This window comes from Brevundimonas sp. ABV4_179 (assembly GCF_056311945.1).
Genome location: NZ_CM149976.1, coordinates 2909606 through 2934471 on the forward strand (window position 1 = coordinate 2909606; position 24866 = coordinate 2934471).

The following is a 24866-nucleotide window of genomic DNA, read 5'->3' on the forward strand; positions in this document are numbered from 1 at the left end:
CATTCACGCGGATGATTGTCGCTGAACCGTGTCGCGGCCGCCTCCCCCAGGATCGTTTCGCCAAACAGTCACGCTGGCGTGGATGCCAAACGCGGCCGAACGGGATTCGTTCTCTGCTTCAGTCCATACGCGCGCGAACGGCGATCAGATCATCGATGAACAGCCGACGCGCCTCGGCCTTCGCCGCCACATCGGGCAGGCGGAGCAGATACGAGGGATGGACGGTCGGCAGGGCGGTTTCGCCGTCCGGCAGCGCCAAGGGGGCGCCCCGTTCGCTCATGACCGCCGGCTTTCGACCGAGCACCGCCAGCCCCGCCGTGGCCCCCAACGCCAGAATAACCTCTGGCTTGATCAGCCTGCGCTCGGCGTCCAGCCACCAGCGGCAGGCCTGAACCTCCCCGGCGTTGGGCGTCTTGTGCAGACGGCGCTTGCCGCGCGGCTCGTGTTTGAAGTGTTTCACCGCGTTGGTGACATAGACATCGGATCGGTCGATCCCTGCTTCCTCCAGGGCGATGTCCAGCACCTCGCCCGCCGGTCCGACGAAGGGGCGGCCGGCCAGATCCTCCTGATCGCCCGGCTGTTCTCCGACGATCATCAGCCGCGCCGTCTTGGGGCCCTCGCCGCACACCCCCTGGGTCGCATCGCGATACAAGGCACAACGGCGGCAGGCCTGAACCCCCTCGGCCACCTCGGCCAAGGTGCTGGGAACCGCCTCGGCGTCGGGTCGCGCGGCGTGTAGATCGGGCGCGAGAGCGCGGGCGAAGCGGGGGTTCGGAGACGGGGCGGGCGTGGCGACCATGACTTCGGTTCGAACCGACGAGGCGGCGACCAGTTCCGGGATCAGCGCGGCCTCCGGCAGGTTCTTCCAATAGCCCTTGGCCATCTCGCCCTGCATGGTCTTCACCTTCAGTCGGGCCGGATTGAAGGTCGAGGCATAGTAGGTCTTCCAGAAGTCCTCGATCTCATCCTCGGCCGGGGCCATGTCGCGCGTCGCGGGCGGGCCGAACCGCAGGCGCTCGCCATCCCAAAAGGCCGAACCGTCCGGCGTCAGGATCGACCAGCGCATGGTCGTGAACCGCCGCTGGAAGAAGGGGGCGGTTCTCTCCAGCACGCGATGCGGCGGCTCGAACCAGGCCACCCAGGCCTCGCCCCGATCGTCATGCACCTGCCGAAAGCGCACGAAGGCCTTCATCTTGTGCGAGGCGCGGCTGACGTTCTTTGCCCGCTCCAGCGCATCGGCCAAGTCGCGGTCGGAGATCACCCGGATGAGATCGGGGTCGTCCTTCAGCCGCCACAGCAGCCGATACATCAGATCGAACCGATCCTCGGAGCGGTGCAGGATGACGCTTTCCGCCAGTTCGACAAAGGCCTTTGGGACAGTGAACTCGGCCTCAACCGGCGCGCCTATGACATCCGAGCCTGACGCGATGTCGAACAAACCGCCCTGGCCGGCGCCGCCCGCGACCGCGAAACGCGCCGCAGCCGGCTCCACGCCTGCCAGCCGAAACGCCCTCGCGGCCTTCCGCCAGCCGTCGAAGTCCGTCTCATCGTTCAGGACCGCGACCGGCATCAGAACAGGCTCAACTGTTCCGGCGCGCGGCCGCCCACCTGCGTCTTTAAGTCGGCGGCGTCTGTCAGGGCGCCGGGCGTCCAGTCCAGCGCCGTGATGAAGGGCCGCACCTTGGCGACCGAGCGCGTCAGCCGCCCCACATCCTCCAACCGCAGCGTTCGATAGCGTCTGACCGACACGATCCGATCCACCGCCTTCACACCCAGTCCCGGCACGCGCAGCAGCATTTCACGCGGCGCGCGGTTCACATCGACGGGGAACTGCTCACGCTTGTTCAGCGCCCAGGCCAGCTTGGGATCGATGGCGAGATCAAGCATGCCGCCCGCCGCCCCCTCACCGATCTCCGGAGCCGAAAAGCCGTAAAACCGCATCAGCCAGTCGGCCTGATACAGCCGATGCTCGCGCATCAGCGGCGGCTTTGACAAAGGCAGGATTGCGCTGGAATCCGGGATGGGGCTGAAGGCGGAATAATAGACCCGGCGCAGGCCATATCCGCCATAGAGCGAGGCGCTGCGATCGAGGATTTCCGTATCCGGCGCGCCGTCCGCACCAATGATCAGCTGAGTGCTCTGGCCGCCGGGCGCAAATTTGGGCGGCTTGACCTTGTCGCGCCTGCCCGGTTTAGCCGCCTCGACGCCCAGCCGCACCTGCCCCATCGCCTTCTTGATGACCCCGACATCCTTCTGCGGCGCCAGTCGGGCCAGCGCCTCATCGCGCGGCAATTCGATATTGGCCGACAGCCTGTCTGCGTAGAGGCCCGCCATCTCGACCAATCGCGGGTCTGCCTCGGGGATCAGTTTCAGATGGATGTAGCCCCGGAAATCGTGGACTTCTCGCAGCGTCTTGGCCACCAGAACCAGTTGTTCCATCGTATAATCGCTGTTGCGGATCACGCCCGACGACAGGAACAGACCTTCGATATAGTTGCGCTTGTAGAAGTTCAGCGTCAGGTCGACCACTTCGTCCACATCGAACCGCGCCCGCTCCACATTCGACGACGCGCGATTGATGCAATAGGCGCAGTCGTAGATGCAGAAGTTGGTCAGCAGTATCTTTAACAGACTGATGCACCGCCCGTCCGGCGTATAGGCGTGGCAGATGCCCATGCCTTCGGTCGAACCGATCCCCTTGCCCCCGACCGAGTTTCGCTTCGACGTACCGGACGACGAACACGAGGCGTCATACTTCGCCGCATCGGCCAAAACCGACAGTTTTCGACGAAGATCGAGACGCGCCATAGTTCATGCTATGTTCTTATGTCCCATCAAGTCCAGCGTAGCCGTTTCTTTTTAGTTTCATAAGGTTCAGCGCAGGAGGTCGAGCAGCGAGGTGTTCCGCAGCGTATTGATGACCTGAGCCGACGCCTGGATCGCGACCTGCGCCTGCTGCAGGTCGGTGATTGCGCGGGCGGGATCGTAGGCCGTCTTGTCCTTCATCATCTTCTGCAGCGCGGTCTTCTGCCCCTGCTGGCCGTCGAGCGTGGCTTCCACATGGTTTTGCATCAGCCCGTTCTTGGCAGTCTGGTTGGTCAGATCGACGTTGGCCTTGTCCAATTCACCAAGCTGCGCCTTCAGGAAGGCGGTGACGTCGGCGCTGGGCTGGCCGGTCAGCGTGCCTGCACCGGTCGGCGTATAGGTCACGCCGTTCACCGTGACCGCCGCGCCGTTCTGGAAGGTCTGGATGTTGCGGAACACCTCGGTCAGGGGACCGCCGATCTCGCTGGCCAGAAAGCTGGTCTCCAACGTCGTCTTTTCGTCGATGCGCGACCTTTGCTTCAGGGTGTCGTTTGCGAAGGTCGAGGCGGTCGAGGTCGCCGTCGCCAGATCGGCCATGGTGACGGCGGTCGCCGGCGCGACATCGCCCTGGCCGCCCGCAAACAGATACGATCCCTGATATTGGGCGTTCAATCCGCCCTGAACGGTCTGATATTGCAGGCCCAGTTCGGTCATCAGATTGGTGATGTCGCCCGCCGCCAGGCTGTTGGCGATGGCTTCGCGCGCGCCGGTTCCGCCCTCGTAGATGCTGCCCATGGCCAGATCCTGCGCGCTCAGCCGTGCAGCGACCGTCTCGCCGGTGCTTATGAAGCCGTCTAGTCGCGCCTGGGTCGAGGTCAGGCTTGTCAACTGTTCGGCGCCCCGGCCATAGCCGGCCATGTCGGTGGCGATCTTTTCGCTGTCTATCCGCTCCTGCGCCTGCTGCGCGCGGCTTTGCGCGGTCATCAGGCTGAGCAGGGCCGACTGGAAGTTGCCGTTGGTGGAGACGCGGGTCATCGCAGAATTCCGATCAGGACGTCATACATGTCCTTGCTCGCCTGGATCAGGCGGGCCGAGGCGTTATAGGCTTGCTGGAACGTAGTCATATTGACCAGTTCTTCGTCCATATTGACGCCCTGAGCCGAGGCGCGGCGGCTGTCCGCCTCCTTGGACAGGGCGGCGGCCGTCTCGCTGCGGGTCTTGGCGGCCGAGGCCTTGCCGCCGATGTCGCCGGCGAAATCCGCCGCATAGGCCGACAGGGTCTTGGTTCCGCCCAGGCTGCCGCCCGCCGCCCCGAAGGCGACGCTGCGCTTTCCGACGTCGCCCAGGGCCAGACCGCCGCGACCGTCGCTCTTGCTCAGCGCCGGCGTGCCCGTGGCGGCCGACAGGTTCAGCTGCGCCAGCGCCAGCTTGCCGGGATCCTGCTGGATGTCGCTGCGAACGCTGTAGGCGCCGGCCCGCGTTGCGCCCGTGGCGCCCAGGCCGAACAGCTGGGACATGGACACGCCGGAGGGCGTCTGCGTCGTGCCGTCCGTGACGATGCTCATCGTCGTGGTGGCGGGATCATACGCCTTGAACGCCAGCTTGCCCGCCGCATCCAGGCTGAAGGCGCCGTATCGGCCGACGCCGGTGATGGGATCGTTCAATGCGCCCAGCAGTTCGCCCATCGTGCCGGCGCCTGCCGGGACGGCCACGGTGACGTCACGCTGGCGTGCGCCGGATTCGCCGGCGAAGCGGAAGGTCAGGCTCTCGCCCGCGTCGAAACCATGCTGTGATGACAGGGCCAGGCCCGTCTCGTAGAAGGTTGGGGTTGTGGTCGACACCAGGTCGTTCAGACCGAACCAGTGGGAGAAGCCGCGCCCGCCCTTGCTGCTGGGCGACGTCGCATCGTCGGCGATGGCCACGCCGTTTGCGCCCGCGCCGTCCAGCTGCAACCGACCGTCGGCGAAGCTGGCCGTGACGGTCCCGCCCATCTGGGCGTTCAACACGCTCAGGAAGGTGGAAGGATCGGCGGCAGCGCCGTTGATCGTCATCGTCGCGCCCGAAAAGACGATCTGGGCCGAGGCCTGGACTACGCCGGCGGCGTTGACGGCCGTGATGGTGGTCGCGCCCGCAAAGCCGGTCAGCGCGTTCTGCAGCGACTGCCCCGTGTTGCGGCCGGTCAGTGTGGTCGGCGCAGGCAGGCTGCTGCTGGCGTTGTGGGCGCGGTTCAGTTCATCCGCCAGCTTGGCCGTCAGTTCCCCCAGACGCGCGGCGGCGGCCGGCGCATCCACGTCGCGCATCTCGATCAGCCCACGAATCTGGCCCGACGACACGCCGTCCAGCAACGGCCAGCGGGTGCCGCTGGGTTCGGTGATCATGATGTCGGAAAAGGCCGTGGTCGCATCGACCGTCCCGGCTGTCTGATAGGACACGGTCGCATGGCCTTCGCCCACCAGGGTCGTGCCCGCATTGGTGCGCAGGGTCACGCCGCCGTTCGACCGGGGCTCGACCTTCACGTCCAGATATTTGGAGAGTTCGTTGATCAGGCCCAACTGAGCGTTCTGCGCACCCGTCACGTCCTGATTGGTGACCGACCCGCCGGCGATGGTCTTGTTCAGCTTGTCGATCTGCTCCAGCAGCGGATTGATCGTCTCGACCGCGCTTTGCAGCCGGCTATCCGCCTCCTGACGTGCGGACTGGATCTGGGAGGCGACGCCGGCCGCCTGATTGAACAACGACTGGGTCTTGTAGATCGTGTCCTGGCGTGCGGCCGACGACGTCGGCGTTTCGGCCAGCGCGGCGTAGGTGGCGAACAGCTTGTCGACCTGGGCGAAGAAGTTTGTGTCGCTGCTGGGATCGCCGAAGGGGTTCTGGATCTGAGCATATAGTTCGGCGCGCACGCCCTGACGCGCCGCGTCGGCGCCCGCGCTGAGCCCCGCAGCCTGGAGGAACCGATCAGTGGCCAGACGGACGCGCGTGATATCGACGCCGGAGCCGTATCCGTTGGTGACGGCGGCGGACTGATCGGCGACTTTGCGGACATAGCCGGGCGTGTCGACATTGGCGATATTGTCGGCGGTGACTCGCAACTGCGACTGGGCGGTCTTCATGCCCGAGGTCGCGATGTTCATGATCGAGTTCAGCGACATGGACGCATCTCCCCCGCCCTACCCGGCAAGCCCTGCACGGCCACGCGCAGTTCTTGCCCAGCCACGCCCCATCGCCGCTCGACCAGAGCGTTGTTTTTCCAAGGGTTCGTGGATTGGCCATCCGTCATGATCGATCAGACGGGCAAACGTCGGGCCAGTAGCGGAGGAGATCATACAGTCGGCGACCGGCATCCGCGTTTCGTTCGCGACAGCCGGGCAAAAAGTGGCGATAGCGCGGCAATAATCGACCGTCGCCCAGCCAGGTGACGCACTGTAGTCGACTCTTCTCATTGTTTTATATGGATTATTTCTCTGGCCCGCGCCTTGCGTTCAAGCGGATCGAACCCTTGGCGCGACAGGCGCCGTCGTCTCCGCTCCGAAAGCCGCCCCTCGACCATGTCGATCGCCCCCACCCTGTTCGCCCCTGCCGCGCCGGTTTCGACCGGAACGTCGGCGGCTGCGTCGGGTGCGCCATCGGACGCCGACCTGTTCTCGAACAAGATCGCCGCGCAGACAGCCGAGGACAGGCCCGCCCGCCCGACCCAGCCGACGGCCAAGCGTCTGGTCGCCGACACGACGCCAAGCGCCGACAATCCCGCCTTGATAGAAACGCCGGGCAAGCGCGACGGCTTCGGCGTCCTCAAGTCCACCACGGGCCCTGAAGACCAACCTAAGCCCGCCCAGCCGGACGACGCGACCGACCAGTCCGAAAACAACGCGGCGGCTTGCACGCCGACCGTCAGTATTGTCGTTCAACAGGCGCCCGTCGCCCCCGCCCCTTCGCAACAGCAAGCGTCGACGGCCAACGCGGCCCCCTTCACATCCGACGAACCGTCTCTGCCGACATCGGACGAGAAGGCCGCAGACGCGGGTGTTCGCCCCGTCGGCAAAACCTTTGGCGGGCAGCAGGAAACCGTTCTTACGGCGAGCGCTGTCTCGACGCCGACGTTCGCCGCGCCCCCTGATCTATCCGCAGTGGGCGTTAAGATGTCCGCTATGGGCCAGCAATCAAAGGCCGACGACGCGATCAAGGCAGCCATCGGCAAGGTGATGGAGGACGCGCAGGTTCCGTCTGCTCAGGTCCAGATCGCAGTCGCGACCACGACACCCAAACCTGCCGCCTCGACGCCCGATGTGACCGCTGCGGTCACAGCCGCACTGATGGGCGACGCCGAAGCCGACGCCAGGCCTGACGATGCGGCCGGTCGACTGAAGACAGATCGGCCGACGACGCCTAGCCCCAGCCGCCACGAAGCAAGCCAACGTGCAGAATCTGGACTGGCCGACGCTTCGGCCACGCCAACCTCGACCGGCGTCGAGACCAAGACCATGACCGAGACGAATGCCGCCGCGACCCTGTCGTCCTCCGCCGCCGACGCCAAGGCCGAGTCCGGAGACCCGACGACTGCCGCAAGCGCCGCGCCTGACGGCGCCGACAGTGCGAGCCCGAGCGCCGCGAGCAGCGACACGGCGCGCAGCCAATCGGCGGCAACTGCCGACCACGGCCCGGCCCTGTCCACCCTGTCGCGGGCGACAGTCGAGACCACCGCCCATCTCGCGGCGCAGATCGCGCGCAAGCTGGACGGTCGATCCACCCGTTTCGACATGGTGCTGACGCCCGAAGACCTGGGCCGCGTCGATGTCAGTCTGGAGATCGGCAAGGACGGGCAGTTGTCCGCCCGCCTGGCCTTCGACAATCCCGCCGCCGCCGCCGACCTGCGCGGCCGCGCCGACGAACTGCGCCGACAGCTCGAGGCCGCCGGATTTCAGATGGCCGAGGATGCGCTGGACTTCTCACAGCGCGATCCATCGGCCGGCGGCGGCGCCTTCGAGCGTCAGCAGCAGCGCAACGCCCTGTTCGCCGGCGGCGGCCGCCTGGCGGTTCAGGCCGACATGCCCATTCTTCCAGGACCCGGCGCCTGGACCAACCATTCCCTGACGCCTGATCGCGTCGATCTGAAGGTCTGACACCATGGTCGACGCCGTATCCACCAGCACCGCCGCCGGCCGCATCACCAGCGGCACAACCGCCCTGGCCTCGAACTTTGAGACCTTCCTGACCCTGCTGACCACGCAGATGAAGAACCAGGACCCGCTGTCGCCGCTGGATTCCAACCAGTTCACCGCGCAACTGACCCAGATGGCCGGGGTGGAGCAGCAACTGCTGACCAACGACCTGCTGACCAGCCTGTTGAAGGCGCAGTCGGCCGGTGGTCTGGACAACGCCTCCAACTATATCGGCAAACAGGTCACCGCAGCCTGGACCGCGACCGAGTTCAACGACGGCAAGGCGACCTGGGCCTATGAACTGGGCAAAAACGCCGACAAGACCACGCTGCAGGTCGTCGACAGCAAGGGCGCCGTGGTCTGGGAAGGCGCCGCGCCGGACAAGACGGCCGGCCTGCACACATTCGACTGGGACGGCAAGATGAAGGACGGAAGCGCCGCCCAGGACGGCGGCGTCTATACGCTGAAGGTCGCCGCGACCGACTTCTCCGGGGCCTCCATCGACAGTCAGGCCCTGATCCAGGGCCGCGTGACCGGCGTCGAGATGTACAACGGCGCGCCCTACCTGGTGATCGGCAAGTCGATCCTGCCCCTCTCGACCGTGATCTCGCTGAACGAGAACACGGCTCAAGCCAACAATGACGATACGGAGAATCCGAAAGTCACCACCGAGGAGGCGGCCGCATGATGCGCTTCGCCGCCTTCCCGATGATTTCCTTGTAAGGAGCGTTCTTCCATGAGCCTCAACAGCGCCATGCTGGCCGGCGTGTCCGGTCTCGCCGCCAACTCCGCCGCCCTGGCGGCCATTTCCCAGAACATCGCCAATGTGAACACCGTGGGCTACAAGCGCACCGCGGGCGAGTTTCAGACCCTGGTCAACAGCCAGACCAAGACGGGCAGCGGTTTCTCCGCCGGCGGCGTCGCGGCCAATACCCGGTCCTTCATCAGCCAGGAAGGTCAGCTGCAACGCACGACCGAGAATACCGACCTGTCGGTCAACGGTCAGGGCTTCTTCGTCACCACCACCCAGCCCGAAGGCAACGCCGCTACGGACACGCGCCTGTTCACTCGCGCCGGGGCATTCCGCGTCGACAAGCTGGGCTATCTGAAGAACAGCGCGGGCCTGTACCTGCAGGGATGGCCCGTGGATTCCAACGGCGACATCGCGACCGATCCTTCCGACCTGTCGCGTCTGCGTTCGATCAACATCGGCTCGGTCGGCGGTACGGCCGAACCCACGACCCGCGTCCAGATCAACGCCAATCTGCGCTCGACCCAGAGCGTGTCCAGCGCGGCGGCGGCCCAATCCTACAAGGGTGTGGAGGACACCACCACACCCAGCCCCGCCAAGCACGACGTCGCCGTCAGCTATTCACGGATCGACGCGAACAACTATGCGGTGACGATCAAGACCGGCATCACCAAGATCACGGGAACGGCGACCTATGACGCCAGCGGCGCCTTGACCGGCTTTGCGCCGGACAACGCCAACAGCGCCAATGGTTCCGCGACCAGCACCGCCACACAGATGACCATCACGCCGACCAGCGCGGGGACGGCCGGCGCGCCCTTCACCCTGAACCTGTCGGACCTGGGCCTGACCACAAATGGGATGGCCAAGACGAAGTACGATCCGTTGGTCAACTCGATGGCGATGTATGACGCAGACGACGACAGTCCGGCGGGCGTTAAGCCGGACTTCAAGATGAACATCCCGGTTTCCGACTCCAAAGGCGGCCAACGCAATCTGGAAATCCGTTTCCTGAAGAGCGAACAGCCGAACCAGTGGTACGCCGAAATCGTCTCGGTTCCCGCCAGCGACGTCGTAACCGGCGCGCCCTATTCCAACGGCCAGATCAAGACCGGGCTAATCGCCTTCACCCCGTCCGGGCGTCTGGACGTCGATACGATGAAGTCCTGGCCGACAGGCAAGGGCCTGTTCGACGACCCGTCGAGCGCCAGCCTGTCCTTCCTGAAGTCGGACCCCAACAACACCATCGACCCCAACGATCCGACCGACAATGGCAAGATCAAATGGGCCGACGGCCTGGGCATCGCCGATCAGATCGTTAATCTGGACCTTAACACCTCCGCTGGCGGTCTCAGCCAGTTGAACACCGCCTCGGTGGTTCAATCCACCATCACCAACGGCACCGCCTTCGGCAATCTGAGCAAGATCGCCATCGATGAGAGCGGGTTCGTCACCGCCATCTTCGACAACGGCGTTATGCGTCGCATCGCCCAGGTCGCGGTCGCCACCTTCCCCAGCCCCGATAGCCTGAAGGAGGTGTCGGGCAACGCCTACGCCGTCAGCCTGCAGTCCGGCACGTTCAACCTGAAAACGGCGGGGACGGGGGGCGCGGGTTCGATCGCGTCCCAGCAGCTGGAGTCCTCCACCGTCGATCTGTCGGCGGAATTCACCGGCCTGATCACGACCCAACGGGCCTATTCCGCCTCGTCCAAAATCATCACCACGGCCGATGAAATGCTGGCCGAGCTGATCAACATCAAACGCTGATCGGCGAGTAAGTAAGCGTTAGTTTCGATGAATCGTCGCGAAAGCAAGGTTTACGGAGTCGTTCGTGCGGGGAAGGATTTTATCCGTTCCTTCACCACGACGCTTAAACGGGCCTTAGGCGAGGTCGCCTATTTTCATGACACTACGGTGTTGGTGAAAGAGGCATAGGACCATGTTGCAAGAGCGACGCCTTAATAGCAAAGGCGAACAATACGTGGTCGGACCGACTGGCACGCCCCTGACTCTGAACGACCTGCCGCCGTCCAATACCGACCGCTGGGTCATCCGCCGCAAGGCCGAGGTCGTCGCCGCCGTTCGCGGCGGCCTGATCAGCCTCGACGACGCCCTGGCGAAGTATCGCCTGACGGCGGAGGAGTTCCTGGCCTGGCAAAAGGCGATCGACAAATGGGGCATGCAGGGTCTGCGCACCACGCGCATCCAGACCTACCGCTCCTGAGGGTTTCCCCGAAGACGAAGAAGGGCCGCATCCGGCGACGGGTGCGGCCCTTTTCGTTTGCGGGCCTCGAAATCGCGCCGGTTCCGCACTAAATGGCCGCAATGACATTGGTCGAAGATTTCTGCCCCGTTCCAGATATCGCCCGTACCGACATGGATGCGGCGGTCGAGAGCGCGCGGGCGGCGGTGGGCCTGCCTGTCGGCGCGCGCGTCGTGGCGGCGATGTCGGGCGGCGTGGATTCCACCGTCGTTGCGGCGCTGCTTCACAAGGCCGGCTACGATGTCGTCGGCGTCACGCTCCAGCTTTACGATCACGGCGCGGCGCTGAAGAAGAAGGGCGCCTGCTGCGCGGGCCAGGACATTCACGACGCACGCCTGGCCGCCGACATGATCGGCATTCCGCATTATGTGCTGGACTACGAAAGCCGGTTCAAGGACGCGGTGATCGACCAGTTCGCCGACAGCTATCTGAAAGGCCAGACGCCGGTCCCCTGCATCCGCTGCAATCAGACGGTCAAGTTCCGCGACCTGCTGGACGTGGCCCGCGACCTGGGCGCCGAGGCCATGGCGACTGGCCACTATGTGCGCCGCGCCGTCGCCGGCAATCGCTCCCAGATGCGCAAGGCGATAGACCATTCGCGCGACCAATCCTATTTCCTGTTCGCCACGACCCAGGATCAGCTCGACTATCTGCGCTTCCCCCTGGCCGATCTGGAGAAGCCGCAGGTGCGCGGCGTCGCCGCCGAACTTGGGCTGAAGATCGCCGCCAAACCGGACAGCCAGGACATCTGTTTCGTCCCTTCCGGCGACTACCGCACCCTGATCGACCGCCTGCGGCCGCAAGGTCGCGAGGCCGGCGAAATCGTGCATATGGACGGCCGCGTGCTGGGCAAGCATTCCGGCATCACCGACTACACGATCGGTCAACGGCGGGGTCTGAACGTCGCCGTGGGCGAGCCGCTGTTTGTGACCAAACTGGAGCCCGAAACCCGCCGCGTCGTGGTGGGACCACGCGAAGCGCTACTGACCGCGTCCCTGACCCTGGAAGAAACCAACTGGCTAGGCGACGAGGCCACGATCCGCCAGGCGGCCGAAGCCAGCGTCCCCGTCCTGGCCCGCGTCCGCTCGACGCGCCAGCCCTCTCCTGCCCGTCTGACGCTGATCGACGGCGAGATTTCGGTCGCGTTCAATCAGGGCGAAGAAGGCGTCGCTCCGGGTCAGGCGTGCGCGCTTTACGACCCCGCCGACCCGGACCGGGTTCTAGGGGGCGGATTCATCCGCGACACGGCGGCGGCGGCGGCCTAGCCTCTATTCTAATCTTCACCCTGGCTTCCCTCATGAGATTTGTGGAGACTGTGTGGAGATTGGTTGGATTTTTATCGGACGTCGGGCTTAGCGATAGACATCAAACCTGCATCCCAGTGTCGCGCGCCTGTGAACTGCATATCGCAAAGGCGGCGTAATCCCCGGCTCGACTAAGCAGGGGATATAAATGCACCGTCAAACCAAACTGCGCCTTCAGCTGCTGCTGGGGACCGCGCTTCTCGCCGCGCCCGTCACCGCCCTCGCCCAGACCGCTCCGGCGCCCGCCGCCAATTCGCCCGTCGGCCTGGACGACATCGTCGTGACCGCCACCAAGCGCGAGACCAATCTGCAGGATACGCCGATCTCCATCTCGGTGGTGAACTCCGAGGCGCTTCAGAACCGCCACGTCCAGAGCCTGATGGATCTGGCCGACGGCGCGGTGCCGTCGCTGCGCGTGGCCACATTCGAGGCCCGTCAGTCCGCCCTGACCATCGGCATTCGCGGCATCGTGCCGAACGACGCCAACCAGCCCGCCCGTGAGCAGGGCGTCGGCGTCTATGTCGACGGCGTCTATCTGGCCCGCCAGCACGGCCTGGCCTCCGCCCTCCTCGACATCGAGCGCGTCGAAGTGCTGAAGGGTCCGCAAGGCACCCTGTTCGGCCGCAACACCGAAGGCGGCGCCCTGTCGCTGGTCACCAAGAAGCCCACGGGCGTCTTCGGCATGCGGGCCATCGCGGGCGTCGGCAATCTGGAATCCTACAACTCCGAACTGCACGTCGACTTCCCCGCCATTGGCGACTTCGCCTTCAAGGTGGACGGCGTGCTGCAGGTCCAGGGTCCGGTGACCGAGAACATCCTGCCGGGCGAAACGGGCTTTGGCCAATACGACCGTCGCGGCCTGCGCTTCCAGACGCGCTGGACGCCCAGCGAGAACTTCACCGCCGACCTGGCCGCCGATGTCGGCAAGGACAAGAACACCCCGTTCTACAGCCAACTGCTGAACTTCAACCCGAACGGGCTGACCGTCGTGCCGTTCACTTCGGCCTCTGTGCCGTCTGGCAGCATCCGCGGCCTGTCGCCCCTGGTTCAGGTCGAAGGCTCCAAGCGCATGACCCAGGCCGACATCGGCGTGCCCCAGCAGTGGAGCGTGGACGACACGCGCGGCGTCGATCTGCACATGTCGTATCGTCCGACCGACGCCCTGGAAATCCGTTCGATCACCGCCTACCGCGATCTGGACGTCGAACAGTACGACAACATCGCCGGCGCCCACCGCCCGCCCGTCGTCGGTCCGAACGGCAAGTTCAGCCGCTATTCGCTGGCCGGCTTCTGGCAGCACCAGTTCAGCCAGGAACTGCAGGCCGTCGGTTCGCTGGGTGACAGCATCGACTACGTCGGCGGCGTCTTCTACTTCAAGGAAACGGTGTCCGACGACGCCTCGACGCCTTCGACGAACCAGTGGAACGCCGACGGCACGGGCTACACCATCCTGGATCCGACCCCGACCATCCGCGGCTTCCGCTCGATGGACCGCAAGTCGACCGCCCATTCGGAGTCCAAGGCCATCTACGGTCAGGCCACCTGGACCCCGGCCAGCATGGACGCCCTGCACCTGACGGTCGGCGGCCGCTACACCTGGGATGACAAGGACGGCGTGCTGGAGTTGGTCAACAATGACCTGCCGATCGTCAATGGCGTGAAGGGCGTGCTGCGGTTCAACTCCAAGGTCGATCGCTTCGACCCGCTGGTCACCCTGGCCTATGACGTCACCGACAGCATCAACGTCTACGGCAAATATTCGACCGGCTATCGCGCCGGCGGCGCCTCCTCGCGCTCGCTGACCTATCGTTCGTTCGATCCCGAAGAGGTGAAAGCCTATGAACTGGGTCTGAAGAGCGACCTGTTCGACCGTCGCGTCCGCCTGAACGCGGCCATCTATGCGATGAACCGCACCGACAGCCAGATCGACTTCAGCCTGGTCACCGTCCAGGGCGCGTCGACCCGCAACACGCTGGAGACGATCAACGCCCCCGGCACCACTAAAATCCGTGGTCTGGAGCTGGAAGGTCAGTTCCGCGCGACCGACAACCTGACCCTGTCGGCCTCCTACGCCTACACGGACGCCAAGGTGCCGGACACGGTGAACCCCTTCAACGGCCAGACCCAGAAGGTCTTTATCGCCTACACGCCGGAAAACGCCGCCAGCTTCGCGGCCGACTGGAACTCGCCCTTCATGGGCGCGACCCTGAAGGCCCACGTCGACGCCAACTACGCCGACGCCAACCACAGCTTCGAGCAGTTCGAGATCAAAAACGACTCGTCCTTCGTGGTGAACGCTCGCGTCGCCATCGCCGACATCACCACCCGTGACGGCGGCCCGCTGCTGGAAGTGGCCCTGTGGTCGCGCAACCTGCTTGACGAGACCTACGTCTATCGCCGCGACCCGTCGAACCGGAACACCCTGGGCGACTACGGCAACTTCAACAATCCGCGCACCTTCGGCATCGAGTTGCGCGCCTCCTACTGAGACGTTCCTCCCGAACGACCACTGGCCCCCTTCCGCCTCGGCGGGAGGGGGTTTTTCTTCGTCTGCGTGAAGCCTTTGCGACGGGGCGATGAAACTTGTCCGAAGGCGCCCGGTTTTGCTGGATTTCGGCGCGGACGCCGGTCATGGCGGCGACGGAGACCCCATGAGCAGCCTGATCCTGATCGCCGATGACGACCGCGAAAGCGTCGAGACGCTGGATGCGGCCCTGCGTCGCGAGGGTCTTCGCACCGTCGTCGCCGACGACGGGCAACAGGCCATAGAGTTGCACGCCGCTCTGAAGCCCGACCTGGTGCTGCTGTCGGTGGCTTTGCCCTTGCGCGACGGCTGGGACGTGTTGGGCGAGTTGCGGCGGCGCGGCGACACGCCGGTCGTCATGATCGGCGAACAGGATCAGCCCCATCATCGGCTGCAGGCGCTGCGCATCGGCGCCGACGACCATCTGACCCGCCGCTCCGATCCGGTCGAGGTGGCCGCCCGCGTGCAATCCATCCTGCGTCGCGCGACCGGAGGACGAAACGCCAAGGTGCTGCGTGTCGGCCCGCTGGAGGTCCAGTTGGAGAACTATATGGCGGCGGTGCTGAACACAGGGGGGCGGCGCCGGCTGGACCTGACCCTGACCGAGTTCCGCATACTGGCGCACATGGCCCGCACGCCGCTGCGCGTCTTCAGCCGAAGCGAGATCATGCAGGCTTGTTTCGACAACCAGGCGGTGCTGGAACGCACCATCGACAGCCATGTCAGCCACCTGCGCCGCAAGCTGGAGGGCGCCGACGCCGCCGGCCTGCTGACCAATGTGCGCGGCGTCGGCTATCGCCTGGAGGCGGAGGCCTGACGCCTTACGCCGGCGCGAACACCCGCAAACGATGTCCGTCCGGGTCGCCGGCGACGAAGCTGCGACCACATCCCAGATCATGAGGCGGCGTCAGTATGCGCGCGCCGCGATCCCACCAATCGATATGGGCCTGATCGACCGCCGCTACGCCGTCCATTGGAAAATCGATCTCGCGGACCGAACCGCCCTCCCCGCTGCGCCGCATCAGGCCCAGCGCACGACCCGAACTCAGCTTGAACAGCGCCCGATCCGGCCGCGTCACCAGCGGCTGGCGCCCCAACAGACCTGCATAGAAGCGCGCGCTGACCTCCGGGTCGGCCACGGTCAGCAGAATGTCCTCGATCTCGCCCATAGGCCCTCTCCCTCGTTTCGACAGAGGACAGACTATCGGCGGTTACTGCCAGTTTCCGTCAGCATGATGCCGCGCGTGGGCGCGCTCGTGCAATTCTTTCCAGCGCTTCATCAGGCCTTGGCGTCGGGCGGGATAGCGGCCCTCCATCACCTCGGCCTCCACGATCCGGTCGGTGCGGAAACTGCGGAAGTCGTCGCGCAGCTCGCACCAAGCGATCAGCAGGCGCACCCGGTCGAAGAAGGCCAGGGCGAAGGGCCAGACCAGTCGCTCCGACGCCGCCCCCGCCTCGTCGCGATAACACAGTCTCAGCCGCCGCTCCGTGCGGATGGCCTTTCGCAGCAGGGCCGGATCGACCGCATCGACAGGGAAAGGCGCACCCGGCACGACCAACAAGGCCGAGGTGTCCATCTCCTCGCGCAGATCGGACGGAAGCACCGCCGAAATCCGACCCAAAGCCGCCAAGGCCGCGTCGCGCATCCGTGGGTCGGCCCGGTCCGCCACCCACCGCGACCCCAGCACCAGGGCCTCGATCTCTTCCGGCGTGAACATCAACGGCGGCAGCATGAAGCCGGGCTTCAAAACATAGCCGACCCCCGCCTCCCCCTCGATCGTCGCCCCTTGCGCCTGCAGACTGGCGATGTCGCGATAAAGCGTCCGCAGGCTGACGCCCATCTCTTCGGCCAAGGCGCGTCCGCTCACCGGCCGCCGATGACGACGCAAGACGTCCAGCAGATCGAGAAGACGCTCGGAGCGGGACACCCGACGATCTTAGCAGACATCCTGCCGAGAACTGGCAGCAGAAGCGTCGATCAGGCCGCTTCCTTGGGCATGACGTCGCCGACGGTGGGTCGGTTTTCGGCCCGGGTCAGTTTGATGTCGCGCGGCTTCACGATTTCGCCGCAGCAGCCGCAGGCGATGCGGGGCGTCAGGGTGTGGCCGCAGGTCTTGTGAATCATGTCGATGCCGCTGTCGGCGTCGCCATAGACATGTTTGGCGCCCCAGCCGTGCAGGGTGACCAGCACACCGTACAAATCCTTGCCCTTGGCCGTCAGCACATATTCGTTGCGAGGCGGGCGCTCGGAATAGAGGCGCGGCTCCAGCACGCCATGCTGGACCAGGCTTTTCAGACGCGAAGCCAGGACGTTGCGCGCCACGCCCAGGTTCTCCTGCCACTGTTCGAAACGGCTGACGCCGTTGAAGGCGTCGCGGATGACCAGAAGGGTCCACGGATCGCCGATCACCTCAAGAGTGGCGGCGATGGAGCAGCTTTGGCGGCTGTAGTCGGCGGTGCGTCCCATGGATGGAAAGTGACCCCGCGTCAGCCGTTTGGCAAGGGTTGCAAATCCAAACCCTCTCGGTCAGTCTTGTTTGGCAACGGACGTTCGAGCCGCCCGGTTCGTTCGCCTGTTCCTTCGACTGGCGGAAGCTCTGGATTTCGGGCTTCCGCCGCTCTTTCGCCTGACGCAGGATCGCGCCATGTCCGATGTTCAATCGCCCGTGTCGCTCGACGCCGCCCTGGCTTTTCAAACGCTCGCCGACGGCGGCTTGTCCGCGCCTGTGCCGGGATGTTTTTCCAACGGTCCGTTGTCGCTGCCGCCCCAGAAAGGCTTTCCGTTCGGTGGGCTGCTTGCGGCGATGTGCGCCCGGTCCATGCGTGAGGGACTGGGCCTGAACCCCGCGCTGCGATCCCTGTCGGTGCAGTATCTGTCGGCGGCGACCTTTGACGAACAGGTCGCCTTTCGGTCCCGGTTGCTGCGGGGCGGAAGAAACGTCGTCTATGCGGCCGTCGAAGCCGAACAGGACGGGCGCATGACCCACCATGCCACCGGCACCTATGGCTTGGACGCCCAGACGCCAGCGGTGTCGCCGCTCCACCGCCCGCCCCCGCCGCGGGACAGTTTGAATCCCCGAGCGACCATTCACGGTCCGATGGCCCCGCATTTCTCTCGGCACGTGGAATATCGGTTCGACGGGGGTCCCAATATCCTGGGCGGGAATGCGGGCAAGGCGGCGGTCGAACGGACTTGGATGCGGATGGCGGATAAACGCGCGCTGGACGAGGTGGGGCTGTGCTACCTGCTCGACGCCCTCTATCCGCCCGCCTGGACCCTATCGAAGACGCCGGCGCCGATGACGACGGTGGACCTGCGGATCGATATCCTTAACGACCCCACTCCCGAGAACGCGCTGGACGGTTGGGCCTTTTTCGAGTTCAGGATGCTGGACCTGGGTCTGGGCTGGACGGTGGACGAGGCGACGGCCTGGGGCGCGGACGGCGTTCCGCTGGCCCTGTCTCGACAGCGGCGCAAACTGCTGCCGCAACGCAGCGGCTGAGCCGGGTCAGGCCTCGTTCATCATTATCGGCGACTATTCCGCATCTCTGGAGCCGTCCTCATGCGCCGTCGAACTCCCCTGTTCCACCTCTCTCAGGCCGTCCTGATCGCCGCGGGCTGTCTGTCGCTCCAGGGCTGTCTGGTCGGCGCGGTCGTTGGCGGAACCGCCGCCGTGGTCGGGGGCACGGCCAAGGCCACGGGCGCGGTGGTCGGCGCGGGCTTCGACGCCGTCACGACCTCGGACGAGGAAACCCGCTTGAAGCGGGAACGTGAGGCACGCGATTATGAACGTGAACAACGCCGTTGCGAACAGCGCCAACGCCAGGGCCGCAGATGCTGAGGCTGCGATCACGCCGCTGGTCCTGATCCCCGGCCTGGCCTGCACGGCCGAGATGTTCGTCCCTCAGATCGCGGCGCTCAGCCCGCACAGGCCGGTTACCGTCGCCTCGATTGTGGAGGGCGACAGCATGGCCCAGATGGCCGCCGCCATCCTGCGCGACGCCCCGCCCCGGTTTGCACTCGGTGGCATTTCAATGGGCGGCTACATCGCGTTTGAAATCCTGCGGCAGGCGCAGGAACGCGTGGAACGGCTGGCCCTGCTGAGCACCACCGCCCGTCCCGATGCGCCGGAACAGACGGTGCAGCGACAAGCCCTGATCGAACGGGTTGATGCCGGTGAACTCGAAGTCCTGCTGCGAGAAGTCTCGCCGCGTCTGGTGCATCCGCTACACAAGGACGATCAGACGCTGATCGACACCCAGGTCCGCATGGGGCTGGAAATCGGCGTTGCAGGCTTCATCCGCCAGCAGAAGGCCAGCATCAAACGGGCCGACTCACGCCCCGACCTGCCCGCCATCCGCATTCCCACGCTGGTTCTGGTCGGCGACCGCGATCCCCTGACCCCGCCGATCCGCTCGCGAGAGATGGCCGACGCCCTGCCCGACGCCTGCCTGGTCGTCGTCGCCGACTGCGGCCACGCCTCGACGCTGGAACAGCCGGCCGCCGTCAACAAGGCGCTGGCGGAATGGCTGGCCGCCTAAAGGCTCAGCGCACACCGCTCGTTGATGGTGGGACGCGCCACCTGAATGCGGCACAGGCCGGGCCATTCGGGCTTCAACTGCGCCACGAACCACAGGCACAGGTTCTCCAGGCTGGGCAGCTCCAGCCCCGCATGCTCGTTCAGCATCCCATGGTCCAGCGTCTCGGCCGCCGCCTTCAGCGCCCGGTCCAGCGCGCCCAGGTCCGCCACCCATCCGTGTTCGACATCCAGCACCTCTGACCGCACCGTCGCCTCGACCGTGAAGGAATGGCCGTGGACGCGGCGATAGATGCTGCCCTCGGGTTCGTTGGGGAAGTGGTGGGCGGCGTCAAACGTGGCCTGTTTGGTGATCTCGAAGACGGGCATTAGCGGACGCCGATATATTTGTGGGTCTGGACGCTGAGGCGCCATTGGGGATGGGTCAGGCAGTATTCGATGGCGGCGGCGGTGTTCGCGACCTGATCCGGCCCATCCATCGGCTGCAGCCAGAAGCGTTCGAAATCCAGATGCTCGAACCGGTCGGGCATGGCCTTGTCCTGCGGAAAGACCAGCTTCAACTCCTGCCCGCGCGTCTGGACGACCGGCGCATCCGCCTTGGGGCTGACGCAGATCCAGTCGATGCCGTCGGGCGCCGCAAGCGTGCCGTTCGATTCTATGGCGATTTCAAACCCGCGCGCATGCAGAGCCGCGATCAGCGGCGCATCCAGCTGCAGCAGAGGTTCACCGCCGGTGCAGACCACCAGTTTCGGATCGCCCTCGCGTCCACGCCACAGCGACGCCACATGATCGGCCAACAGGTCCGCCGTCGTGAACTTGCCGCCCCCGCCGCCGTCCACGCCGACGAAATCGGTATCGCAGAAGGTGCACACCGCATTCGCCCGATCCTGCTCGCGCCCGCTCCACAGATTGCAGCCGGCGAAACGCAGAAAGACCGCAGGCCGCCCCGCCTGTCCGCCCTCGCCCTGCACGGTCAGAAAGACCTCCTTGGCCGAATAGGTCATCTTGAGGCTATCCATTCCGCGTGACCGGCTGCGCGCAGTTCGCAAGCCGGGCATTCGCCGCAGCCGTAGCCCCAGGCGTGACGGTGCGTTCGGTCGCCCTGATAGCAGGTGTGGCTGTCCTCGATGATCAGCTCGACCAGATCGGTCCCGCCGATCTGCTGCGCCAACTCCCATGTCTGGGCCTTCGTCAGCCACATCAGCGGCGTCTCGATCACCACCGGCTTGTCCAGCCCCAGCGAAAGCGCTCGCGCCATCGCCACCATCGTCTCATGACGACAGTCGGGATAGCCGGAATAGTCCGTTTCGCACATGCCGCCGACCAGCACCTCCAGCCCGCGCCGGTCCGCCAGCGCCGCCGCCGCGACTAGGAAGATCAGGTTGCGACCGGGCACGAAGGTGGTCGGCAAGCCGCGAGCGTCCATCTCGATCTGGCGGTCTGCCGTCAGGGCGCTCTCGGCGATCCGGCCGTATCCGGTCAGGTCCACCACATGATCGTCGCCCAGACGATGCGCACACTGCGACAGCGCCTTCGTCATGCTGTCGCGCACCGTCTGGCGCGCCTGCATCTCGACCGCATGGCGCTGGCCATAGTCGAAGCCCACCGTCTCGACCCGGTCGAACCGCTCCAGCGCCCAGGCCAGACAGGTCGCGCTGTCCTGTCCGCCTGAGAACAGGACCAGGGCCGTTTTTGGGGTCTTTTCCAGGATGACGCTCATGACAAACCTGCGGTCGGCCGGTCGGCCGCGCGCATGGACAAAAGGATGGAGACCTAATTGGGTCGGGCGGGCCTCATACACCAGACCCTCGCCGGGGGCAAAAAGGGCGGATTTGCGTCGCGCTTGCCGCAGCTTAACCAATCGGCAAGCGATTTCAGGCTTATACTCAAAACGAGTAGGAGTTCCGGGCAGTATGCCGACCATCGAAACCCTTTCCGAGCGTCCAAAGCCGGTGGCTCCGACGACGCTTGGGTGCGAGGTGCTGGCGCGTTTCGAACGCGAACCAGACACGCTGGTCATACCCGTCGTCGATGGCGACCGCCCCGTCGGCCTGGTCGAGCGCACCGCCTTTCTGGAAAAGATCGCCGCGCGGTTCGGCCACGCCCTTTACGACCTTCGCCCCATCACCTTCGCCATGGACGCCGAACCGGCGGTGGTGGAAGCCGGCGTTCGCATCGACGCCTTTTGCGACATCATGCTGAAGGGCGGCCCCGCAGCCTTGCTGCGGGGCTTCATCGTGACCCGCAACGGCGCCTATTCCGGTGTCGGCACCGCCGCGACCCTGCTGCAAGCGGTCAATACGCGCCAACGCGAACAGAACGAACAGCTGGCCGAACAGGCCGCCATCCTCAGCGACACCCGCGCCCAGGCGATCGCCGCCGCTCGCGCCAAGAGTCAGTTCCTGGCCATCATGAGCCATGAACTGCGCACGCCGATGAACGGCGTGCTGGCGGTCGCCGAACTGCTGCGCCGCCAGCCCCTGACGGCCACAGCCCAGGCGCATGTCCAAACCATAGTGGATTCGTCCGAGACCCTGCTGCGCATCCTTCAGGACGCGGTTGACCTGTCCAAGGCCGAGGCGGGCGAGCTGGAGCTGGCCAGCACGCCGACGGCTCTGCGCGCCCTCATGGACGACATCCAGTCGATGTGGGAGCCCCGCGCCTCTCAGGACGGCGTGACCCTTCTGGTCGGCTATGAGGGCGACACCGAACTGGCGGCCGTGATCGACGGCGTTCGCCTGAAACAGGTGTTCAACAATCTGATCGGCAATGCGCTGAAGTTCGCCCGCAACGGCGTGGTCGAAGCCGGGCTGAAGGCCTGGGTCGAAGGCGACGGCATACGTATGGAAGCCCGCGTTCGCGACGACGGACCCGGCGTGGATGTCGACCGGGTCGATTCCATCTTCGAACCCTTCGTCCATGGCTCGGGGCCCGACGGCGCCGGTCTTGGCCTCTCTATCTGCCGCCAGGTCATCGACCGAATGGGCGGTCGGATTTGGGCCGAAAACAACAAGGGACGTGGCGCCACCTTCGCCTTCGACCTGACCGCCCCCCGCGCGGCGGTGGAGGCTGAGGTCCAATCGAATGTCGCCGACCTGGCCAGTTTCGACCTTACGGCGGCGCCGCACATTCTGATCGTTGACGACAACGCCACCAACCGCGTGGTCGCCCAGGCGCTTTGCGAAATGTTCGGCTGCAGTTCCGAGTTGGCCGAGGACGGGCTGGAGGCGCTGCAAGCCGTTCAGGAAAGCCGCTACGATCTGGTCCTGATGGACATCAAGATGCCGCGCATGGACGGGGTTCAGGCGACACAGGCTATTCGCGCCCTGCCCGCTCCCGTCGGCCGCGTGCCTATCGTGGCCCTGACCGCCAACGCCGACCCGGAAGACGCCAAACACTATCTGTCCATCGGCATGGCGGCGGTGGTCGAAAAGCCGATCAAGCCCGAACGCCTGCGCATGGCCATGAACGCCGCCTTGGCGGTGGCGCAGGACGTCGAAAACGAGGATGCATCGGGCCGATCAGCCGCCTGACCCGTCTCAATCCGGCCTGACGTCCAACGCCTCCTCGTCCTCCTCGTCATAGCCGACAAGACGTAGCGCTCTGGCCTTCTGTCCATTGATCTCCGCCCAGCGCAACAGACCCTCCTCGCGGCCATGGGTTATCCAGACCTCCTCGGGCTTCAGTTCGATGAAGGTCGCCGTCAGTTCGTTCCAGTCAGCATGGTCGGACACGATCAGGGGCAGTTCCACACCCCTCTGACGCGCACGGGCCTTCACCCCCATCCAACCCGAGGCGAAGGCCGTGACCGGGTCGGCGAACCGGCGCGCCCAGCGATCCTGAATGGCCGACGGCGGCGCGATGGCGACCTCGCCGCCCAAGGCGTTCCTGGGCAGGTCGCGCGTCGGCAACAGCGGCCCCAGGTCAACGCCTTCGCGTTCGTAAAGGGCGTTCAACCGCTCCATCGCACCGTGATAATATATGGGTCGCTCCCACCCTGCTTCACGCAGCAGACGAATGATGCGTTGCGCCTTGCCCAGCGCATAAGCCCCGACCAGATGCGCCCTCTCCGGGAACTGACCTAGGGAGCGCACCAGCCGCCCCACCTCCTCTTCGGCGGGCGGATGGCTGAACACGGGCAGGCCGAAAGTCGCCTCGGAAATGAAGACATGACACGGGATCGGCTCGAACGGCGCGCAGGTCGGATCGCGGCGGCGCTTGTAGTCGCCGGAAACGACCATGGTCAGTCCCTTCCAGCGCACCTCGACTTGGGCCGAGCCAAGCACATGACCCGCCGGCGCCAGCCTTAGGTCGACGCCGTTGATCGCCGTCGCCTGACTATATTCGACCGACTGGGCCTGGCCGGTGAAATCGGCGCCATAGCGCTCGGCCATGATCGCCAGTGTCTGCCGCGTCGCCAGCACGGCCCCGTGTCCCGCCCGCGCGTGATCGGAATGACCATGGGTTATCACCGCCCGATCCACCGGACGCACCGGATCGACATAGAAGTCGCCTGGCGGGCAATAGAGGCCCGCAGGCGTCGGGTGCAGCAGGTCTTCGGCTCGGATCATGGCTCCCTAACGCACTCGACGCCGTCCGGTCGCCGATCCATACAGGACCATCCGCAAACCGCGCCCGAAAGGCCGTCCTGCTTGATGTCCGACAGCTTCCTGACCTCCATCCTGCCCCAACTCGCGGCTGGCGCGGCCCATACCGGAGCGCTGGGCTTCGCCTTCGACGGCCTGCACGATGGCGAGCCGCGCATTCGTGTGCCCTGGCGCGAGGATCTGGTGGGCGATCCCGACAGCGGCGTGTTCGCCGGCGGTCTGGTCACGACCCTGCTGGATCATATCGGCGGCCTGGCCGTCTGGACGGCCCTAGACGCCTTCCAACCCGTCGCCACGGTCGACTTGCGCGTGGACTATATGCGCGCCGCCCGGCCGCATCGAGATCTGTTGGCTCAGGGCGTTTGCTATCGCATGACCCACACCATCGCCTTCGTGCGGGCCTGGGCCTTCGAGGACGATCCGTCCGACCCGGTGGCGGCGGCCCAGTCGGCCTACATCTTCAATCCGTCTCGCGAACGCCTCGTCGGAGCGGCCGCATGACCGATACCCTCGCCACCCTGCCCTACGCCCGTTTCCTGGGTCTGAAAACGCTCGTCAGCGGCGACGAGATCACTGTGATCATGCCGTTCGCGGACAAGTTGATCGGCAATCCGATGCTGCCGGCGCTGCACGGTGGTTCGACGGCCGCCCTGCTGGAGATGACCGCCATGGCCCAACTGGCCCTGGCCTTTCCCAGTGCGCGCCTGCCCCGTCCGATCAACGTCACGGTGGCCTATCTCCGCACCGGGCGGCCCATCGACGTCTTCGCCCGGGCCAGGATCAGCCGCGCTGGCCGCCGTCTGGCCCATGTCCAGGCCGAGGCTTGGCAAGAAGAACGTTCACAGCCCATCGCCAGTCTGACCGCACACTTCCTGCTCGACAACCGGAACTGATGGTCAGGGCGCGAAGAGGCGATTG

The 24866-nt window shown here is 65.6% G+C and carries 24 protein-coding genes; 13 read left to right on the top strand and 11 right to left on the bottom strand.

The genetic code is table 11. From position 1 onward, the window contains the following. Positions 1-118: 118 nt before the first annotated feature. The 4 genes from ACYX4P_RS14215 to flgK all read right to left on the bottom strand — a co-directional run bounded on the left by ACYX4P_RS14215 (position 119) and on the right by flgK (position 5954). Complete coding sequence (locus tag ACYX4P_RS14215; RefSeq protein WP_476069848.1) at positions 119-1570, bottom strand: UdgX family uracil-DNA binding protein; 1452 nt, start codon at positions 1568-1570, stop codon at positions 119-121. After that, on the bottom strand, positions 1570-2808 hold the full coding sequence (locus ACYX4P_RS14220) for a putative DNA modification/repair radical SAM protein (protein ID WP_248118966.1): 1239 nt from the start codon (positions 2806-2808) through the stop codon (positions 1570-1572). Before ACYX4P_RS14220 ends, ACYX4P_RS14215 begins: the two co-directional genes overlap by 1 nt. Before the next feature lie 66 nt (positions 2809-2874). Then, complete coding sequence (locus ACYX4P_RS14225) at positions 2875-3840, bottom strand: flagellin (protein WP_292048049.1); 966 nt, start codon at positions 3838-3840, stop codon at positions 2875-2877. Beyond that, complete coding sequence (flgK, locus tag ACYX4P_RS14230; protein WP_292048048.1) at positions 3837-5954, bottom strand: flagellar hook-associated protein FlgK; 2118 nt, start codon at positions 5952-5954, stop codon at positions 3837-3839. The genes ACYX4P_RS14225 and flgK overlap by 4 nt, the downstream gene beginning before the upstream one ends. A 396-nt stretch (positions 5955-6350) precedes the next feature. Between flgK and ACYX4P_RS14235 the strand changes: the two genes are divergently transcribed. The 7 genes from ACYX4P_RS14235 (at position 6351) to ACYX4P_RS14265 (ending at position 15620) form a co-directional block, all read left to right on the top strand. After that, positions 6351-7922 (top strand): flagellar hook-length control protein FliK, encoded by a 1572-nt coding sequence (locus tag ACYX4P_RS14235; protein ID WP_248118963.1) that lies wholly within the window; start codon positions 6351-6353, stop codon positions 7920-7922. A gap of 4 nt (positions 7923-7926) precedes the next feature. Then, positions 7927-8649 (top strand): flagellar hook assembly protein FlgD, encoded by a 723-nt coding sequence (locus ACYX4P_RS14240; protein ID WP_292048047.1) that lies wholly within the window; start codon positions 7927-7929, stop codon positions 8647-8649. Between the two features lie 48 nt (positions 8650-8697). Continuing rightward, the gene (gene flgE, locus ACYX4P_RS14245; protein WP_248118961.1) at positions 8698-10479 is read left to right on the top strand and encodes a flagellar hook protein FlgE; all 1782 of its coding nucleotides are present in this window, start codon (positions 8698-8700) and stop codon (positions 10477-10479) included. A 172-nt stretch (positions 10480-10651) separates the two neighbouring features. Further along, positions 10652-10936 (top strand): CtrA inhibitor SciP, encoded by a 285-nt coding sequence (gene sciP / locus ACYX4P_RS14250; RefSeq protein ID WP_248118960.1) that lies wholly within the window; start codon positions 10652-10654, stop codon positions 10934-10936. 92 nt (positions 10937-11028) lie between these two features. Then, positions 11029-12240, top strand: a complete 1212-nt coding sequence (gene mnmA / locus ACYX4P_RS14255) for a tRNA 2-thiouridine(34) synthase MnmA (RefSeq protein WP_248118959.1) — start codon at positions 11029-11031, stop codon at positions 12238-12240. 187 nt (positions 12241-12427) lie between these two features. Continuing rightward, positions 12428-14767, top strand: coding sequence for a TonB-dependent receptor (locus tag ACYX4P_RS14260; protein ID WP_248118958.1), 2340 nt, complete (start codon positions 12428-12430; stop codon positions 14765-14767). Between the two features lie 163 nt (positions 14768-14930). Beyond that, complete coding sequence (locus ACYX4P_RS14265; RefSeq protein ID WP_248118957.1) at positions 14931-15620, top strand: response regulator; 690 nt, start codon at positions 14931-14933, stop codon at positions 15618-15620. Positions 15621-15624: 4 nt separating this feature from the next. Here the strand turns inward: ACYX4P_RS14265 and ACYX4P_RS14270 are convergent, their stop codons facing one another. Genes ACYX4P_RS14270 through ACYX4P_RS14280 form a run of 3 tightly spaced genes read right to left on the bottom strand, consistent with a single transcriptional unit; the run spans position 15625 to position 17270 of the window. Then, positions 15625-15972 carry a VOC family protein gene (locus ACYX4P_RS14270; RefSeq protein ID WP_248118956.1) on the bottom strand — a complete coding sequence of 116 codons (348 nt, stop codon included), beginning with the start codon at positions 15970-15972 and terminating at the stop codon, positions 15625-15627. A 42-nt stretch (positions 15973-16014) separates the two neighbouring features. Continuing rightward, positions 16015-16731, bottom strand: coding sequence for a helix-turn-helix transcriptional regulator (locus ACYX4P_RS14275; RefSeq protein ID WP_312570677.1), 717 nt, complete (start codon positions 16729-16731; stop codon positions 16015-16017). A 50-nt stretch (positions 16732-16781) separates the two neighbouring features. Continuing rightward, positions 16782-17270, bottom strand: coding sequence for a winged helix-turn-helix transcriptional regulator (locus ACYX4P_RS14280; RefSeq protein ID WP_248118954.1), 489 nt, complete (start codon positions 17268-17270; stop codon positions 16782-16784). A 178-nt stretch (positions 17271-17448) separates the two neighbouring features. Between ACYX4P_RS14280 and ACYX4P_RS14285 the strand changes: the two genes are divergently transcribed. Genes ACYX4P_RS14285 through ACYX4P_RS14295 form a run of 3 tightly spaced genes read left to right on the top strand, consistent with a single transcriptional unit; the run spans position 17449 to position 19345 of the window. Then, positions 17449-18306 (top strand): acyl-CoA thioesterase, encoded by an 858-nt coding sequence (locus ACYX4P_RS14285; RefSeq protein ID WP_248118953.1) that lies wholly within the window; start codon positions 17449-17451, stop codon positions 18304-18306. A gap of 60 nt (positions 18307-18366) precedes the next feature. Next, a complete protein-coding gene (locus ACYX4P_RS14290; RefSeq protein WP_248118952.1) occupies positions 18367-18645 on the top strand; it encodes a hypothetical protein in 279 nt (92 codons plus the stop codon). Then, the gene (locus ACYX4P_RS14295) at positions 18596-19345 is read left to right on the top strand and encodes an alpha/beta fold hydrolase (protein ID WP_292048045.1); all 750 of its coding nucleotides are present in this window, start codon (positions 18596-18598) and stop codon (positions 19343-19345) included. The genes ACYX4P_RS14290 and ACYX4P_RS14295 overlap by 50 nt, the downstream gene beginning before the upstream one ends. On the opposite strand, the gene ACYX4P_RS14300 is transcribed toward ACYX4P_RS14295, so the two are convergent. The 3 genes from ACYX4P_RS14300 to queC are packed head-to-tail and all read right to left on the bottom strand — an operon-like array spanning position 19342 to position 21061. Then, entirely contained in the window at positions 19342-19710 is a 369-nt protein-coding gene (locus ACYX4P_RS14300) for a 6-pyruvoyl trahydropterin synthase family protein (RefSeq protein ID WP_248118950.1), read from the bottom strand. The two genes, ACYX4P_RS14295 and ACYX4P_RS14300, sit on opposite strands and share 4 nt — an antisense overlap. Next, positions 19710-20345, bottom strand: a complete 636-nt coding sequence (gene queE / locus ACYX4P_RS14305; RefSeq protein ID WP_248118949.1) for a 7-carboxy-7-deazaguanine synthase — start codon at positions 20343-20345, stop codon at positions 19710-19712. The genes ACYX4P_RS14300 and queE overlap by 1 nt, the downstream gene beginning before the upstream one ends. Further along, entirely contained in the window at positions 20342-21061 is a 720-nt protein-coding gene (gene queC / locus ACYX4P_RS14310; protein ID WP_248118948.1) for a 7-cyano-7-deazaguanine synthase QueC, read from the bottom strand. The genes queE and queC overlap by 4 nt, the downstream gene beginning before the upstream one ends. Positions 21062-21254: 193 nt before the next feature. Here queC and ACYX4P_RS14315 point away from each other — a divergent pair, with 193 nt between their 5' ends. After that, complete coding sequence (locus ACYX4P_RS14315; protein ID WP_312570679.1) at positions 21255-22874, top strand: response regulator; 1620 nt, start codon at positions 21255-21257, stop codon at positions 22872-22874. A gap of 6 nt (positions 22875-22880) precedes the next feature. Here ACYX4P_RS14315 and ACYX4P_RS14320 read toward each other — a convergent pair whose 3' ends face one another. Continuing rightward, the gene (locus ACYX4P_RS14320; RefSeq protein WP_248118946.1) at positions 22881-23912 is read right to left on the bottom strand and encodes a ligase-associated DNA damage response exonuclease; all 1032 of its coding nucleotides are present in this window, start codon (positions 23910-23912) and stop codon (positions 22881-22883) included. A gap of 84 nt (positions 23913-23996) precedes the next feature. Between ACYX4P_RS14320 and ACYX4P_RS14325 the strand changes: the two genes are divergently transcribed. Together ACYX4P_RS14325 and ACYX4P_RS14330 are read left to right on the top strand one after the other, a co-directional pair. After that, positions 23997-24449, top strand: a complete 453-nt coding sequence (locus tag ACYX4P_RS14325) for a PaaI family thioesterase (protein ID WP_248118945.1) — start codon at positions 23997-23999, stop codon at positions 24447-24449. Continuing rightward, complete coding sequence (locus ACYX4P_RS14330) at positions 24446-24841, top strand: PaaI family thioesterase (RefSeq protein ID WP_248118944.1); 396 nt, start codon at positions 24446-24448, stop codon at positions 24839-24841. The genes ACYX4P_RS14325 and ACYX4P_RS14330 overlap by 4 nt, the downstream gene beginning before the upstream one ends. Positions 24842-24866: the final 25 nt, after the last annotated feature.